We start from the raw sequence: 15,223 nt of genomic DNA on the forward strand, positions 1-15,223 counted from the left end.
TATGAAGATTGCTATAGTTTTTGGTGGAAGTAGTTATGAACATGAGATTTCAATAGTATCAGCTATTGCGATGAAAGATGTTATTAAAAGTGAAGTAGAATATATATTTTTAGATGAAAATAGAGATTTTTATCATATCCCAACAAAAACAATTAAGTCAAAACTTTTTAGCAGTGGTGAATATAAAAAGTGCGATAAGCTTACTATTAAAAAAGGTACTTTTTCAAAAAAAGCTATGTTTGGTGAAAAAAATGTAGAGTTTGACGTTGTATTAAACTTAATCCATGGTGGAGATGGTGAAGATGGAACTATTGCTTCACTTTTTGAGTTTTTTGATATTAGATATATAGGTCCTAGAGTTGGAGCTTGTAGTGTGAGTTTTAATAAGTTTTTAACAAAAGGTTATGCTTCATCTTTAGGTATTAAAACAATAGATTATAAATACTTTACAAAGTTTGATAAAGTAAGTGTAGATAACTATCCAGTTATTGTAAAACCAGTTACTTTAGGTAGCTCTATTGGAGTTAGTATTGTAAAATCTAAAGAAGAGTTAAACTATGCACTTGATGTTGCCTTTGAGTTTGATAATGCAGTTTTAATAGAGACATTTATTCCAAATATAAAAGAGTACAATTTAGCAGGTTGTAAAATAAATAATGAGATAAAATACTCAATAGTTGAAGAGCCACAAAAAGTTGACTTCTTAGATTTTGATAAAAAGTATTTAGATTTTGCAAGGACGCAAAGAGTTAGTATTGCTGATATAAGTGATGAGTTAAAAGAAAAGTTGAAAAAAAGTTTTGAAACTATTTATAATACTACTTTTGATGATTCAATGATTAGATGTGATTTTTTTGTGATAGATGATGAAGTATATCTAAATGAAATCAACCCAATCCCAGGGTCTATGGCAAACTATTTGTTTGAAGATTTTGATTCAACTTTAAATGAACTTGCTAAATCGCTAAGATTAAGAGATAAAATCAAAATTTCATATGATTATGTAAATAAAATCCAATCGGCAAAAGGTAAATAAGCCTTGGCTTTAAAATCAATCCAATATGATAATAAAAACTTTGATATCTCATATGAAATAGTAAACCAAGGTTTAAAAAAAGATATTATTATTCTTCATGGTTGGGGTTCAAATAAAGATATCATGAGTAAAAACTTTAAAAACTATTTGCCAAGCTTTAGACATATCTATATTGACCTGCCAGGTTTTGGTAAGAGTATAAATGAGTATGTCTTAAGTACAAATGATTATGTAACTATCATGGAGATATTTTTAAAAGAAATTCATGCTTCAAAAGATACAATTATGGGACACTCATATGGTGGGAAAGTTGCTACAAAATTAAATCCTAAAAACCTTATACTTTTAAGCAGTGCTGGAATAGTTGAAGAAAAATCTGCTAAAGTTAAAAGTAAAATTAAGATGGCAAAGTTATTTAAATTTTTGGGTTTAGGTGCTATTACAAAGATTTTTAGAAGTAAAGATGTGGATAATATGAGTCAAAATATGTATGAGACTTTTAAAAATGTACTAAATGAAGATTTTACAGATGAGTTTAAAAATTATGAGGGAAAAGCATATATATTTTGGGCTGAAAGTGATACTGCGACCTCTTTAGAATCTGGTAAAAAAATAGCCTCACTTATAAAAAATAGTGAGTTTAAATCATATGAAGGGACACACTTCTTTTTTGTAGAAAATGCAAAAGATATAAGTGAAAGAATAGAAAATGGAATACTTTAATATATTTACACACATAGTTTTAGTTATGTCTTTAGGTTGGTATTTGATTACCAATTTACAATGGTACAGCTATAAAATAGAAAGAGTTATCTTTAAACACCACAAACTAAACTGGCACATTATCTATTTTGTGATGCCTTTTGTTATGTATTATTTTTTACCTTCATTATATTTTTTAATATATTTTTATGCTTTATATTTGCCTATTTTGATTTTATGGAATATGAAACTTGATAAGCCTTTGGTATTAACTTCAAGGGTTCAAAGATTTTTGGCCATACTTCTGTTTGTAACATTTTCTATAAGTCTTTTATGTTTTGTAAGTGAGAATTGTAAAACTTCAGGCTTATTTATACCTCTATTTATAGCTTATATGGTCTCATTTTCACTAGAGAGAATATTTTTTATATCTTTTAAGCATAGAGCAAAAAAGAGACTTCAATCAATTCCAGACTTAAAAATCATTGCAATTACTGCCTCATATGGAAAAACATCCATAAAAAACTATTTGTATCAAATTTTAAAAACAAAGTTTCATGCATATAAAACACCAAGAAGTGTAAACACACTAGCTGGACTTGTACTTGATGTAAACAGAGACCTACCTGATAATGCAGATATATACATAGCAGAAGCAGGTGCTAGGATGCCAGGGGATATTGAAGAGATATCTAACTTTTTAAAACAAGATTATGCCATCTTAGGACAAGTAGGTGAGCAACATATAGAGTATTTCAAAACCTTAGATAATATAATTCATACTAAAATGGAAATCCTAAAATCACCAAAGATGATAAAAGCATTTGTGCATGAGTCTGTGCCTATTTTAGATTATAAAAAGGTAGTAAAATTTCCAAATAACCTAAACATAACCATGAGTAACCTAGATGGTATCTGGTTTGATATAGAAATCGATGGAAAACAAGAACATTTTCATGCGCCAATACTTGGTAGTTTCAACGCTGTAAATCTAACAGCTTGTATTCTTATGGCAAAAGAGTTAGGTATGAGTATAGACCAAATCAAAATAGCCTTAGATAAAATCAAGCCAGTAGAACATAGACTTCAAAAAATAGAAGCTGGTGGAAAAATCATCATTGATGATAGTTTTAATGGAAACTTTGAGGGTATGTTAGAGGCTGTAAATCTTTGTAGTGAATACAAAGGAAGAAAAGTGATCATAACCCCTGGACTTGTTGAATCAACAGATGAGACAAATATCCTTTTAGCAAAAGAGATAGATAAACACTTTGATTTTGTTATTTTAACTGGTTCATTAAATACTCACCTTTTTAGTGATAACATAGATAAAGAAAAACAATTTATCTTAAAAGATAAATCAAAGATGGAAGAGACTTTAGCAGAACAAACTAGAGCAGGGGATTTAATCCTTTTTGCAAATGACGCACCTAATTTTATTTAAGCTTTTGGCTTTAATAAAATGAAAAATGAAAAGTGAAAAGTGAAAAATGAAAAATATTTTGAAAGATAAATCTTATCAATTTGCTATTCGCATAGTCAAATTAACTAAATATTTGCAAGAAGAGAAAAAAGAATCCATTTTGTCAAAACAAATTCTTAGAAGTGGTACTGCTATTGGTGCTTTAATTTCTGAATCTGAATTTGCACAATCAAAACCTGATTTTATATCAAAATTACACATTGCTTTGAAAGAAGCAAATGAGACTAATTATTGGATAGATTTGTTAAGGGACAGTGAATATATAAATGATAAAATGTATGGTAGTATTCAGCCTGAAATAAAAGAACTTATTAGTATTCTTGTAAGTAGTATAAAAACTTCAAAGGAAAACAATGCAAAATAATTTTTCACTTTTCACTTTTCATTTTTCACTTATTTTCCAAAGGAAAATATAATGGAAAGAATATATGCACCTTGGCGATTTGAGTATGTAACAGAAGATAAAATCGAAGGTTGCGTATTTTGTCATATATACAATAATTCAAATGATGACGAAAAGCTAGGTGTAGTTTTTAGAGATAAAAACTGCTACGTTGTCATGAACAAATACCCATACACTCCAGGTCACATGATGGTAATACCAAATATTCATACAGATAATATAGAAGAGTTAGATGATGAAGTTTGGATTGATATGTCTTTGCGAGTAAAACAAGCTACAAGGATGCTTAAAGAAGTACTTAATGCAGAAGGCATAAATATAGGGATGAATCTTAGCAAAGCAGCAGGAGCTGGAATTGCAGAGCATGTTCATTATCATCTTGTTCCTAGATGGGGAGGGGATACTAATTTTATCACTTCTATTGGGAATACTAGAGTTTATCCTGTGGATTTTCATAAGTTGTATAAAAAGCTTTGTGAGAATCAAGGTAAGTATTTTTCTTAATATTTAAATTTAAAATAAATAATCTAAATTGTTTTTTATAAATATGTATATTATTTATTGGAATTAATTAATTACTTTTTTGATAATATCAATAAACTAATTTAGGAAAAATCATGCCAATTTATCCAAACCTTTTGGAATCCCTTTATCACATTGATGGAAAGTTAAAAAATCATATTGTTTTAGAATATGTTAGTACATATATTAAAAATGAGATATTAATTGAAAATTTTTCAAATACAATTAACTCTTTAATTAATAAGGCTAAAAAAGGTGATATTGATACAGACCTTGCTAATGAGCTGTATAGTAAACTAAATAAATTAAAAAGTATGTTGTCATCAAATACAAATATATCTGCTTATAAAATTGATATAGTAGATATTATGAATGACTTTATTACTAAATACACTGATACCCAAACTATTAACATATCGGAAGATGAATTTTCTAAAAGATATGATAAATTAATTTCACTATTAAATGAGACTTCTGAAGAATCAAATCTGACTTTACAAACAAAGGCTAAGAATAAGCCTTTTAAGGTTTATAAAAGTAAAAATAATGCAATTATTTTTATTGGTGGTGAAGAAAAAACTGATATGTCAGTATCAAAAGAAAAATTTATTAATATTGCATTTCATGATATGCTACCACAATATGGCTCATACGAGCCAATTATTATTGAAAAGATAATCGATAATACAATTTTTAATGAACTAGATGTTAATGATTTAATCAATAATTTTAAAAATAGTTCAACTGAAGGAGAAAGACTAAGAAAATTAGAAGATGATAAGTTAAAGTTAACAGGAAAAATTACAGAGCTAGAAGAGAAATTAGATTCTAATAAAGAATTATTTGATAGTGTTAAAAATTTATATGAGAATGCTTCATCATTAGAAGAAGATTACAAAAATGCAAAAGATACAGTTTTGAGTGAATTAAGAGTTCATGCATCAACAGAATTTTGGGAAGACCAAATTAATTTTTATTCAAAAAGGTATATAATATATTTATCCATTGCAATAATTGCTTCTCTTATACTAGTATTTAGTATTTTAGAAATTGATACAGGTTTTGCATTAGAAGCAAAAGCAGAAATAATTAAGACAATTGAAGTGTCAAATCCAAACGTTCAAAAAGATAGCGAAACATTGAGTAATAGTTTATTCAATATAGATTTAATTAAGTATGCCTTTATGCTTTTACTAATTTCATTAACAATTTGGATTATTAGAATAGTGATGAAAATTGCTCTTAGTAGTTATCATTTATCTATTGATGCAAAAGAAAGAGTTACAATGATAAATACTTATTTGGCATTAATGAAAGAAGGAAATACCTTAGAAGAAAATGATAAAAAAATCATGATAGAAAGTATTTTTAGACAAACAAATCATGGAATTATAAAAGATGAAAATAGTGTAACTGTTACAGATATAATTTCATCATTTAAGAAATAAAGACTGATTCTTATTTTATTCTTGAACACCTAAAGGTCTCCGCTTTCTCTTACTTTGTGTGGACAAAGTAAGCAAAACCACCAACGGCTGCGAAGCCCTTTGGGTTTCTTCTCTTATTGTTTTCTCTTTTCTGTCTTGCAAAACTCACATAAAAATATGCTATTAGCATATTTGTTCTGTTCAAACAGTTGCAAGCCTTTTCCGAAAAGATAAAACAAACGCTCAGCTTCTGTAGATGTTGGAGATAAAAGGTGGGATAAGGACATTTGCATTTTTGATTTGTCTAGTCTTTTATCTTTTTCTTGTTCTACTTTACAAATGATAGTTTGAACTTTCATTCTTCCCAGACTTTGATGAAGCCGGAAGTTAGATGTTTATTTTCGGTTATGCCCGAAACTGTTTGAGCGTTAAGAAGAGTGCTAAATGCACTCTTTAGTGAGTTTTGCAGGGCAGGAAATAAATATTTAACTGGAAGGGAGCTTTGCCTTCATCAACTCGTCTGGTTGCTTTTTGTCTTACTTTTTACAACTAAAAAGTGAGAAAGCGAAGAACTTGTTCTTCAAGAGAAAAAATCTTACAATTTCATTCAAATATAACTTTACAATGTTATACTAAAACTATAAAACTCAAAAGGGATTGATATGATAATTAGAAAACAAGTAAATGAAAGAATGAGTAGAATCGTTGAGCACAATGGAGTTATTTATTTAGCTGGTATAGTATCTGATGATAAAGATCTAGATATCAAAGGTCAGGCTCAAAGAGTGTTGGCTATGGCTGAAGAGAGACTTGCTGAAGCTGGTAGTGATAAAGATAACATTTTACGTGCTGAGATATTTGTAAAAGATATAGCTCGTGATTTTGCTGATTTTAATGAAGTTTGGGATTCTTGGGTATCTAAAGAAAATCCTCCCGCTCGTGCTTGTGTAGAAGCAACTATGGCAAGTACTAATACACTTGTTGAGATAATATTCATTGCAGCAAAAGTTTAAACAAATATATTACATCTTTTTCTTACTTTAAGTATAATATTTGCATAGTATTATGCCAAGATAAATATTGGAGAACTAATTATGAAACGAGACACTATTATTATAGGAGCTGGAGTTGTTGGCCTTATGTGTGCTTACTCTTTGCATAAAGCAGGGCGTAAAGTAACTATTATAGATGAAGGCGATATCACAAATAGTACATCATTTGGAAATGCTGGATTATTATCTGCTTTTGATAAGGGCTCTTTGAGTTACCCAGGTGTTATTACAAACACAATGAAGCAGATGATAAAAGGTGAGTCTCCTGTAAAAGTTCATCCAAAACTTGATCCAAAACTTTTTAAATGGCTTTTTAAATTTGCCACAAGTGCAAATGAGACTAGATTTAAAAGAACTATTATGTTGTTTGAAAAGTATGGGGAAGAGACTCTAGGGCTTTATGAAAAAATGCAAAAGAAAGAAAACCTTGATTTTGATTATCATCGTACTGGTATGCTCTCTGTTTTCACTGAAGATGCAACTTATGAAAAGAAGCTAAAAGAGTGCGAATCAAAAGAAGCTAAAAACTATAAAATATTATCAAAAGAAGAGACAAAAGAGTATCTACCTTGTGGAAATGAGAAGATAAAAGGCTCAATCTTATTTAATAGAAATGCACACTTTGACCCTCAAAAAGTTATGCTTCAAACAAAAGAGTTTTTACAAAAAGAGGGTGTTGAGTTTATACTAAATGAAAAAATCACAGATATAAAATTTGAAAACAAAAAAGTCAAATCAGTAAGTTCTGCTACTAATACCTACAAGGCAGAAAACTTTATACTCTCTACAGGGTATCAAACACTTTTGGCTGATATTAGAAAGAAAAGTTTGATGATGACTCCGGCAAAGGGTTATAGTATAACTTTTTCTATGCCTAATGAGCTCAAACCAAAAACATCAACACTATTTAGCGATTTGTTTATCGTTATGACCCCTAGACGCCATAGCGTAAGACTTACTTCAAAGTTAGAGTTAGGTTCAACTGATACAAATATAGTAAAAGCACAAATTGAAAGTATTAAATCAAACTTTGAAAAATACACAGTTCCTTTTGAGATGAAAGAGATAAAAGAGTGGACAGGATTTAGACCACTCACTCCAAATGACATGCCACTTCTTGGACGAGATGAAGAGTATAAAAACTTGGTATACGCTATGGGGCTTGGATGGCTTGGTATGACTTTTGCTCCAAGTGTAGGAAAAATAGTAAAAAAGATGATTACAAAAGATTTAGACAACAAAGACAGTGATGATATTTTATTATTTTCTGGTTTATACCAATAATAAAGATTTTTCATGTCATGTAAAATAGCAAAGCTTGGTGAAGATGTACTAAGATTAAAAGCAAAAAAAGTAAAAGATATACATAGTGATGAAATACAAACTATCATAAAAGAGATGTTATCTTGTGTAAAGAAAAGTAATGGAGTTGGCTTAGCTGCTCCTCAAGTTTTCCACTCTTATGAGATACTTATAATCTCTTCCCATCCAAATGAAAGATATCCCCATGCACCATATATGGAAGATGAAATTATCATTAATCCCACAATAATAGAAAAGTCAAAAGAAAAAGAAAAAGGCTGGGAAGGGTGTTTAAGTATCCCAGGTATAAGAGCCCAAGTTCCAAGACATACAAAAATCAAAGTTAAATATACAAACATAAACAATGAAGAAAAAACAGAAATATTTGAAGGATTTATCGCAAGGGTTTTTCAGCATGAATATGACCACCTAAAAGGTCTTGTTTATCTTGATAGGGTAGAAGATATGAAAGATATTATTACAGAAGAGATATATTTTAAAAAGATAGATTAACTCTAATTCAAATCTCTTTTTTTTATCTCATCTTCTAAGTCGTCAAATTTAAATCGAGTATTCATCTGCTTTAGGCAATCTTTGTGAATAAGAATTTGTTGTTCATCAAAGGAGTCTGCATTGTCTTTTAGTTTATCATACATATCTTCTAGTTCATTGTCATTGAACTCATCAGTTGATCCCTCATAATTAATCTCTTCAATCTCTTTTATATCATCAGGCATTTTAAAATCACTATAATAAAGCATATCTTTATTTACGCCCCAATATCTAAGTCCTAGCTTATTATAAAATTTTATTGAATTATTTACACTATGAAGTTTACATCTTTCTATATTTTTAGGTTTTACAGAAGAAAAAAGATATTTTAAAAGTTTATATGCATAGCCATTTCGTCTATATTTAAATGGAGTTAGGATATTGTTTATTGTTAAGTATTTGTTATCTTTAGAAATATTATAAAATAAATAAGTAACATGGCGTTTATTGACAACAAGAGCCAAGGGAGGAAATTTTTCCCAGCTGTAGTAGTTGTCCCATAAGTCAAGTGCTCTTTTTAGAAATTTTAGATTTTCAAAATGGCTTAGTTTTTGTACGGATTCAAGGTATTCTTCTCTAGTTAGTTTTACTACTTCCAAAACTACTCTTTGCTTTCTTCTAGCAAATCCATAATTTTTTCATAAACTTCTGCAGCTTCCACATCACTAATTTGGTTTGTATTAATTGCTTCTACGATATTTTGAAGTTCTACCATAAATGATTCCATCTCTTTAATTGCATCCATATCATCATCTGTTGCTTCGTTATTTTCTATAAGTTTTAATAAATCTTCTAGGTATAATTCAACCTCAGGTAGCATAGTTACTTCAACAATTTCTTTTAATTCGTCTTTTATATTTGGCATTTTTTCTCTTTAAAATAAATTTTTGTATGGTTAAAATACAAATGCAATATCTGCAATAGAAATATTATACATTAAAACCTTTGTATTGTCAGAATCAATAACACTATATTTTATAGTGATATCATCTGGATTTTCAATTTCACTATATTTTTCTACAAAATTTCTATACTTATCTTTGTCTATAACTGAATATATGAAAAAAACTTTTTCTTTAAACTTCTCATTATTAATGTATAGGTCAAATATTTCACTTTGAGTATCTTTATCATATTTTTCAGTAAAGTTACTTTTATATAAATTTTCTACAAACTCACTTTTTGTAAAATCTTTTGAATTATAAGTATAATAATCATCAGTTAATATCTCTTCTAATTCATCAGAAATCTCAAATAAATTAAATCTTGCATAACCATTATCTTCTTCTATTAGGTATTTTTTCTCAATCATAAATCTCCTTTTATATGAGACACTTTATAAAAATAGGACTTTAAGAAAAATAAAATAAAATTTTTGAAGAAAACTTCCATTTAACTTAATAATATGTCAAAAAAAGGATAGTTATCCTTTTTAAAAGGAAATAAAAATAGTAATTAATGAGATGAAGACCCATATATGTTGACATTTTATATAAAAAAAGTTATAATCCGCGTCCATGAAAAATGGTTAGAGTGTGTTTATCGCACATTTAACGAGTTCTTTAAAGGAAAAAAATGGAAAAAATAAGATTAAAGCTTAAAGCTTACGATCACAGAGTTTTAGACAGAAGTGTTGCTTCAATTGTTGAAGCTGTTAAGAGAACTGGTGCTGAGTTGAGAGGTCCTATACCTTTACCAACTAAAATCAGAAGATATACAGTAATCAAAGGTCCTCACGTAAATAAAGATTCAAGAGAACAATTCGAAATCAGAGTTCATTCAAGAATGATTGATATCGTATCTGCAACTCCTGATACAGTAGATTCATTAATGAAACTTGACTTAGCTCCTGAAGTTGATGTTGAAGTTAGATCTATGGGTCAAGAATAAGAAAGGGTAACAAATGGAATTTATCGTAGAAAAAATTGGTATGAGTAGAACTATTTCAGTTCCTGCTGTTCCTGTTACACTTTTAAAAGTTCTTGATACTAAAGTATGTGAAGTAACTGATGGTGTAGCAATTGTATCATATAGTAGTGGTAAGAAATTTAACAAGACTATTGAAGGGCAACAAAAAAAATACAACTTATCTAAAGAGTTCAATAGATTTGCAACTATGGAAGTAGCAAATACTGAAGCTGGAGATTTAGATGTATCTGTATTAGCAGACGCTAAAGTTTTAAAATCAACTTTTAAAACAAAAGGTAGAGGTTTTGCCGGTGCTGTTAAAAGATGGAACTTTGCTGGTGGTAGAGCATCACATGGTCACAGAATGGGTAGAAGAACAGGTTCTATCGGTAATGCTGAATGGCCAGGTAGAGTTATGCGAGGTAAGAAAATGCCAGGGCATTACGGAAATACAAATGTAAGTGTTAAAAATGAGATTTTCTCTTTTGATGCTGAGACTGGTATTTTAGCTGTTAAAGGTTCAGTATCTGGATCAAATGGTGGATTAGGAAAAGTAAGGATTGCTAAATGAGTAAAGCAGTATTAGTAAAAACAAGTGAATTACCAGAAACATTTCAAAATGTTAATTCGCACAACTTGTACTTATATGTTAAATCATACCTAGCAGCTCAAAGAGCAAATACAGCTAGAGTAAAAAACAGAACTGAAGTTAGAGGTGGTGGTAAAAAACCTAAAGCTCAAAAAGGTTCTGGTGGTGCTAGATGGGGTTCTAAGAGATCTCCGTTATTTGTTGGAGGTGGACAAGTATTTGGACCATCTGCTAGAAATTACAATCAAAAAATTAATAAAAAGCAAAAAGTATTAGCATTAAGATATGCAATTAATACTCATGCTGAAAAAGATTCTTTATTTGTAGTTGATTCTGTTAAATTAGAATCAGGTAAAACTAAAGATGCAGTTGCAGTAATAAATGGATTAAAACAAAGAGATACTTTAATCATCGTTGATACAATTGATGAAAAAACATACTTAGCGTTCAGAAACATTAAAAACTGTTATATGATTGAAAAACAAGAAGTAAATGCTTATATTGCAGCTGCTTATCACTCAATCTTAGTTGAGAAGTCAGTTCTTGAAGCATTAAAAGAGGCATAAGATGGCAGATATTACAGATATAAAAGCAATATTATACACAGAAAAAACTATTGAGTTACAAGAGAACGGTGTAATTGTTGTTCAAACTAGTCCTAGAATGACTAAAAGCGGATTAAAAGATGTTTTCAAAGAGTATTTTGGAGTTACACCTTCAAAAGTTAATTCTTTAAAACAAAGTGGTAAAGTTAAAAGATTTAGAGGAAAAATTGGTAAAAGAGCTGATTTCAAAAAATTCTATGTAACATTACCTGAGGGCGCTGAAATAGCGAACCTTTCAGCATAAGGAGATAGTATGGCAATTAAAAAATTTAGACCAATAACTCCTGCTAGAAGATTTATGTCAGTTATGGATACTTCTGATATTACTTCAAAACCAACAGTTAGATCTTTACTTAAAAGAGTAAAAGCTACAGCTGGTAGAAATAGTAATGGTAGAATCACTTCAAGACACAGAGAAGCAGGTGCTAAAAAACTTTACAGAATTATTGATTTTAAAAGAGATAAATTTGGAGTAGAGGGTACTGTTTCAACAATTGAGTACGACCCATATAGAAACTGTAGAATCTGTTTAGTAACATATTCAGATGGTGATAAAAGATATATTTTACAACCAAGTGGTTTAAAAGTTGGAGATAAAATCTCTGCTGCTGAATCTGGTTTAGATATTCTTCCTGGAAATGCAATGAGACTTATCAACATCCCAGTTGGTACAATGGTTCATAATATTGAAATGAAACCAGGTAAAGGTGGACAAATTGCAAGATCTGCTGGTGGATATGCTCAATTAATGGGTAGAGAAGACAAATATGTAATTATGAGACTTCCTTCAGGTGAAATGAGAAAAATTCTTGCTGTATGTATGGCAACAATTGGTATCGTTGGAAATGAAGATTTCTCTAACATGGTTGTTGGTAAAGCGGGTAGAAGTAGACACCTTGGTATTAGACCTCAAACTAGAGGTTCTGCAATGAACCCTATTGATCACCCACACGGTGGTGGTGAAGGTAAAACTAACTCAGGTAGACATCCAGTTACTCCATGGGGTATGCCAACTAAAGGTTATAAAACTAGAAAGAAAAAAGCTAGTGATAAATTAATCATTTCAAGAAAAAAGAAGTAAGGGTTTAAGATGTCAAGATCAGTAAAAAAAGGTCCATTTATAGACGCGCACTTAATGAAAAAAGTTATCAAAGCTGTTGAAACTAATGATAAAAAACCAATTAAGACTTGGTCAAGAAGATCAACAGTATTACCTGATATGATTGGGTTATCTTTTAATGTGCACAATGGAAGAAACTTTGTACCTGTAAATATTACAGAGAACCACGTAGGTTATAAATTAGGTGAATTTGCACCAACTAGAACTTTTAAGGGTCATAAAGGCTCTGTTCAGAAGAAGGTAGGATAAGATGGGTAAAGCTATATTAAGATTTATTAGAGTTTCTCCAATCAAAGCAAGACTTATTGCTAGAGAAGTTCAAGGTATGAATGCAGAGTATGCTATAGCATCTTTAGAATTTACACCTAACAAAGCTGCTGGATTAATTTCAAAAGTTATCGCTTCTGCAGTTGCAAATTCTGGTTTAGAAGCAGAAGATGCAATTATTACATCTGCAAGAGTTGACAAAGGTCCAGTACTTAAAAGATTTACTCCAAGAGCAAGAGGTTCTGCTTCTCCAAAGCATAAGCCAACTGCACATATTTTTATTGAAGTAGAAGCTGCACCTAAAGGAGATAAGTAATGGGTCAAAAAGTTAATCCAATTGGTTTAAGATTAGGTATCAACAGAAACTGGGAATCAAGATGGTTTCCAAAATTTTCAAGTATGCCTTCTAATATTGCAGAAGATAGCAAAATTAGAAAATTCGTTAAAAAAGAGCTTTACTATGCAGGAATTGCTCAAACTTTAATTGAAAGAACAGCTAAAAAAGTAAGAGTAACAATCGTTGCTGCTAGACCTGGTATCATTATTGGTAAAAAAGGTGCAGACGTTGAGAAATTAAAAAATTCTTTAACTAAATTAGTTGGTAAAGATATCGCTGTTAACATTAAAGAAGAGAGAAAGCCTCAACTTTCTGGACAGTTAGCTGCTGAAAATGTTGCTCAACAATTAGAAAGAAGAGTTGCATTTAGAAGAGCTATGAAAAGAGTTATGCAAAATGCTATTAAAGGTGGAGCAAAAGGAATTAAAGTTTCTGTTTCTGGTAGACTTGGTGGAGCTGAAATGGCTAGAACTGAGTGGTACTTAGAGGGAAGAGTTCCTTTACATACTTTAAGAGCTAGAATCGATTATGGTTTTGCTGAAGCACATACTACATATGGTTGTGTTGGTGTAAAAGTTTGGATATTCAAAGGTGAAGTACTTGCAAAAGGTATTCCAGTTGAAAGAGAAGAAACTTCTAAACCAAAAAGAAGACCAACAAAGAAAAGAGGTAAATAATTATGTTAATGCCTAAAAGAACAAAATACAGAAAAGTAATGAAGGGTCGAAATAGAGGTAAATCTATGAGAGCCAATACTTTAGCATATGGTGATATTGGTATCAAAGCTTTAGAACATGGAAGAATTGATTCTAGACAAATTGAAGCTGCCAGAATTGCTATGACAAGAGCTATCAAAAGACAAGGTAAAGTATGGATTTGTGTATTTCCTGCTAAACCACTTACTGCTAAACCATTAGAAACAAGAATGGGTAAAGGTAAAGGTCCAGTAGATAAATGGGTAATGAACATTAAGCCAGGTAGAGTATGTTTCGAAATGGCTGGTGTAAGTGAAGATGTTGCTAGAAAAGCATTAACTTTAGCAATTCACAAATTACCATTCAAATGTAAAATTGTAACTAAAGAGAGTGAAAATGACTTATTCTGATATCCAAGATAAAAGCTTACAAGAGCTAAACGAGTTATTAAAAGAGAAAAAGGTGCTTCTTTTTGAATTAAAAGCTAAGCTAAAAACTATGCAGTTGACTAATACATCTGAATTAAATGTTGCGAAAAAAGATATCGCAAAAATTCAAACAGCTATTACTGCAGTAAAAGCTAAGTAAGGATCTGTAGTATGAGTACGCATAAAAGAGAGATTCAAGGTGTAGTGGTAAAAAAATCTGGAGATAAAACTGCTTCTGTAGTAGTTACAAGATACGTTTTACATCCAAAATATCACAAGACTGTAAAAAGATTTAAAAAATATTTAGTTCATGATGAAAAAAATGAATTAGCTGAAGGTGACACTGTAATTGCTATTGAGTGTAGACCTTTATCTAAAACTAAATCTTTTAGATTAAAGACAATTGTAGCTACAGGAGTTAAATAATGATTCAAAGTTTTACTAGATTAAATGTAGCAGACAACACAGGTGCAAAAGAGATCATGTGTATCAAAGTTTTAGGTGGTTCTAAAAGAAGATACGCAACAGTTGGTGACGTTATTGTTGCTTCTGTTAAAAAAGCTATTCCTACTGGAAAAGTTAAAAAAGGTCAAGTTGTTAAAGCTGTTGTTGTTAGAACTCACAAAGAAGTTCAAAGAGAAAATGGTTCATTAATCAGATTTGACGATAATGCAGCAGTTATCCTTGATACTAAAAAAGAACCAATTGGAACAAGAATTTTTGGACCAGTTGCTAGAGAAGTTAGATATTCAGGTTTCATGAAAATCGTTTCACTTGCACCGGAGGTATTATAAT

Annotated in this window: 25 protein-coding genes; 21 read left to right on the forward strand and 4 right to left on the reverse strand. The window is 30.1% G+C overall.

The annotated features are described in order from the left end of the window. Nucleotide 1: 1 nt before the first annotated feature. The 6 genes from Q0617_RS14405 (at nt 2) to Q0617_RS14430 (ending at nt 5,594) form a co-directional block, all read left to right on the forward strand. Nucleotides 2–1,036 (forward strand): D-alanine--D-alanine ligase, encoded by a 1,035-nt coding sequence (locus tag Q0617_RS14405; protein ID WP_298754283.1) that lies wholly within the window; start codon nt 2–4, stop codon nt 1,034–1,036. A gap of 3 nt (nt 1,037–1,039) precedes the next feature. Then, on the forward strand, nt 1,040–1,759 hold the full coding sequence (locus Q0617_RS14410; RefSeq protein ID WP_298754285.1) for an alpha/beta hydrolase: 720 nt from the start codon (nt 1,040–1,042) through the stop codon (nt 1,757–1,759). Continuing rightward, nucleotides 1,746–3,182, forward strand: a complete 1,437-nt coding sequence (gene murF, locus Q0617_RS14415) for a UDP-N-acetylmuramoyl-tripeptide--D-alanyl-D-alanine ligase (protein WP_298754287.1) — start codon at nt 1,746–1,748, stop codon at nt 3,180–3,182. Before Q0617_RS14410 ends, murF begins: the two co-directional genes overlap by 14 nt. A gap of 46 nt (nt 3,183–3,228) precedes the next feature. Further along, on the forward strand, nt 3,229–3,585 hold the full coding sequence (locus Q0617_RS14420; RefSeq protein WP_298754289.1) for a four helix bundle protein: 357 nt from the start codon (nt 3,229–3,231) through the stop codon (nt 3,583–3,585). Between the two features lie 51 nt (nt 3,586–3,636). After that, the gene (locus Q0617_RS14425) at nt 3,637–4,128 is read left to right on the forward strand and encodes an HIT domain-containing protein (protein WP_298754291.1); all 492 of its coding nucleotides are present in this window, start codon (nt 3,637–3,639) and stop codon (nt 4,126–4,128) included. A 113-nt stretch (nt 4,129–4,241) separates the two neighbouring features. Next, nucleotides 4,242–5,594, forward strand: a complete 1,353-nt coding sequence (locus Q0617_RS14430) for a DUF6161 domain-containing protein (protein ID WP_298754293.1) — start codon at nt 4,242–4,244, stop codon at nt 5,592–5,594. Nucleotides 5,595–5,643: 49 nt separating this feature from the next. Here the strand turns inward: Q0617_RS14430 and Q0617_RS14435 are convergent, their stop codons facing one another. Then, nucleotides 5,644–5,778: a hypothetical protein gene (locus tag Q0617_RS14435; RefSeq protein WP_298754295.1), complete on the reverse strand. Its 135-nt coding sequence runs from the start codon at nt 5,776–5,778 to the stop codon at nt 5,644–5,646. Nucleotides 5,779–6,235: 457 nt separating this feature from the next. On the opposite strand from Q0617_RS14435, the gene Q0617_RS14440 reads away from it, so the two are divergent. The 3 genes from Q0617_RS14440 (at nt 6,236) to def (ending at nt 8,440) form a co-directional block, all read left to right on the forward strand. Further along, nucleotides 6,236–6,586, forward strand: coding sequence for a RidA family protein (locus Q0617_RS14440; protein WP_298754297.1), 351 nt, complete (start codon nt 6,236–6,238; stop codon nt 6,584–6,586). Between the two features lie 81 nt (nt 6,587–6,667). Next, nucleotides 6,668–7,909 (forward strand): FAD-dependent oxidoreductase, encoded by a 1,242-nt coding sequence (locus tag Q0617_RS14445; protein WP_298754299.1) that lies wholly within the window; start codon nt 6,668–6,670, stop codon nt 7,907–7,909. Nucleotides 7,910–7,921: 12 nt separating this feature from the next. Then, nucleotides 7,922–8,440, forward strand: a complete 519-nt coding sequence (def, locus tag Q0617_RS14450; protein ID WP_298754301.1) for a peptide deformylase — start codon at nt 7,922–7,924, stop codon at nt 8,438–8,440. A gap of 2 nt (nt 8,441–8,442) precedes the next feature. Here def and Q0617_RS14455 read toward each other — a convergent pair whose 3' ends face one another. Genes Q0617_RS14455 through Q0617_RS14465 form a run of 3 tightly spaced genes read right to left on the reverse strand, consistent with a single transcriptional unit; the run spans nt 8,443 to nt 9,791 of the window. Then, nucleotides 8,443–9,078, reverse strand: a complete 636-nt coding sequence (locus Q0617_RS14455; RefSeq protein ID WP_298754303.1) for a GNAT family N-acetyltransferase — start codon at nt 9,076–9,078, stop codon at nt 8,443–8,445. Between the two features lie 2 nt (nt 9,079–9,080). Further along, a complete protein-coding gene (locus Q0617_RS14460) occupies nt 9,081–9,344 on the reverse strand; it encodes a hypothetical protein (RefSeq protein ID WP_298754305.1) in 264 nt (87 codons plus the stop codon). Nucleotides 9,345–9,374: 30 nt separating this feature from the next. Then, the gene (locus Q0617_RS14465) at nt 9,375–9,791 is read right to left on the reverse strand and encodes a hypothetical protein (protein ID WP_298754307.1); all 417 of its coding nucleotides are present in this window, start codon (nt 9,789–9,791) and stop codon (nt 9,375–9,377) included. Between the two features lie 263 nt (nt 9,792–10,054). Here Q0617_RS14465 and rpsJ point away from each other — a divergent pair, with 263 nt between their 5' ends. The 12 genes from rpsJ to rplN are packed head-to-tail and all read left to right on the forward strand — an operon-like array spanning nt 10,055 to nt 15,222. Then, complete coding sequence (gene rpsJ, locus Q0617_RS14470; RefSeq protein WP_013134908.1) at nt 10,055–10,369, forward strand: 30S ribosomal protein S10; 315 nt, start codon at nt 10,055–10,057, stop codon at nt 10,367–10,369. Nucleotides 10,370–10,382: 13 nt separating this feature from the next. After that, complete coding sequence (gene rplC / locus Q0617_RS14475) at nt 10,383–10,958, forward strand: 50S ribosomal protein L3 (protein WP_298754317.1); 576 nt, start codon at nt 10,383–10,385, stop codon at nt 10,956–10,958. After that, nucleotides 10,955–11,542, forward strand: a complete 588-nt coding sequence (rplD, locus tag Q0617_RS14480; RefSeq protein WP_298754320.1) for a 50S ribosomal protein L4 — start codon at nt 10,955–10,957, stop codon at nt 11,540–11,542. Before rplC ends, rplD begins: the two co-directional genes overlap by 4 nt. A 1-nt stretch (nt 11,543) precedes the next feature. Then, nucleotides 11,544–11,825 carry a 50S ribosomal protein L23 gene (locus tag Q0617_RS14485; RefSeq protein ID WP_298754323.1) on the forward strand — a complete coding sequence of 94 codons (282 nt, stop codon included), beginning with the start codon at nt 11,544–11,546 and terminating at the stop codon, nt 11,823–11,825. Between the two features lie 9 nt (nt 11,826–11,834). Beyond that, nucleotides 11,835–12,662 (forward strand): 50S ribosomal protein L2, encoded by an 828-nt coding sequence (gene rplB / locus Q0617_RS14490; protein WP_298754326.1) that lies wholly within the window; start codon nt 11,835–11,837, stop codon nt 12,660–12,662. 9 nt (nt 12,663–12,671) lie between these two features. After that, the gene (gene rpsS, locus Q0617_RS14495; protein ID WP_298754329.1) at nt 12,672–12,950 is read left to right on the forward strand and encodes a 30S ribosomal protein S19; all 279 of its coding nucleotides are present in this window, start codon (nt 12,672–12,674) and stop codon (nt 12,948–12,950) included. 1 nt (nt 12,951) lies between these two features. Next, nucleotides 12,952–13,284 carry a 50S ribosomal protein L22 gene (rplV, locus tag Q0617_RS14500; protein WP_129101157.1) on the forward strand — a complete coding sequence of 111 codons (333 nt, stop codon included), beginning with the start codon at nt 12,952–12,954 and terminating at the stop codon, nt 13,282–13,284. Beyond that, nucleotides 13,284–13,982: a 30S ribosomal protein S3 gene (rpsC, locus tag Q0617_RS14505; RefSeq protein WP_298754336.1), complete on the forward strand. Its 699-nt coding sequence runs from the start codon at nt 13,284–13,286 to the stop codon at nt 13,980–13,982. Before rplV ends, rpsC begins: the two co-directional genes overlap by 1 nt. Before the next feature lie 2 nt (nt 13,983–13,984). Further along, entirely contained in the window at nt 13,985–14,410 is a 426-nt protein-coding gene (gene rplP, locus Q0617_RS14510; RefSeq protein WP_298754338.1) for a 50S ribosomal protein L16, read from the forward strand. Next, complete coding sequence (gene rpmC, locus Q0617_RS14515) at nt 14,397–14,588, forward strand: 50S ribosomal protein L29 (protein WP_298754340.1); 192 nt, start codon at nt 14,397–14,399, stop codon at nt 14,586–14,588. The genes rplP and rpmC overlap by 14 nt, the downstream gene beginning before the upstream one ends. 11 nt (nt 14,589–14,599) lie before the next feature. Then, on the forward strand, nt 14,600–14,854 hold the full coding sequence (gene rpsQ, locus Q0617_RS14520) for a 30S ribosomal protein S17 (RefSeq protein ID WP_298754342.1): 255 nt from the start codon (nt 14,600–14,602) through the stop codon (nt 14,852–14,854). Continuing rightward, entirely contained in the window at nt 14,854–15,222 is a 369-nt protein-coding gene (gene rplN / locus Q0617_RS14525) for a 50S ribosomal protein L14 (RefSeq protein WP_298754343.1), read from the forward strand. Before rpsQ ends, rplN begins: the two co-directional genes overlap by 1 nt. Nucleotide 15,223 lies beyond the last annotated feature (1 nt).

It is taken from the genome of uncultured Arcobacter sp. (assembly GCF_937982575.1).
In the GTDB taxonomy this organism is placed as follows: domain Bacteria; phylum Campylobacterota; class Campylobacteria; order Campylobacterales; family Arcobacteraceae; genus Arcobacter.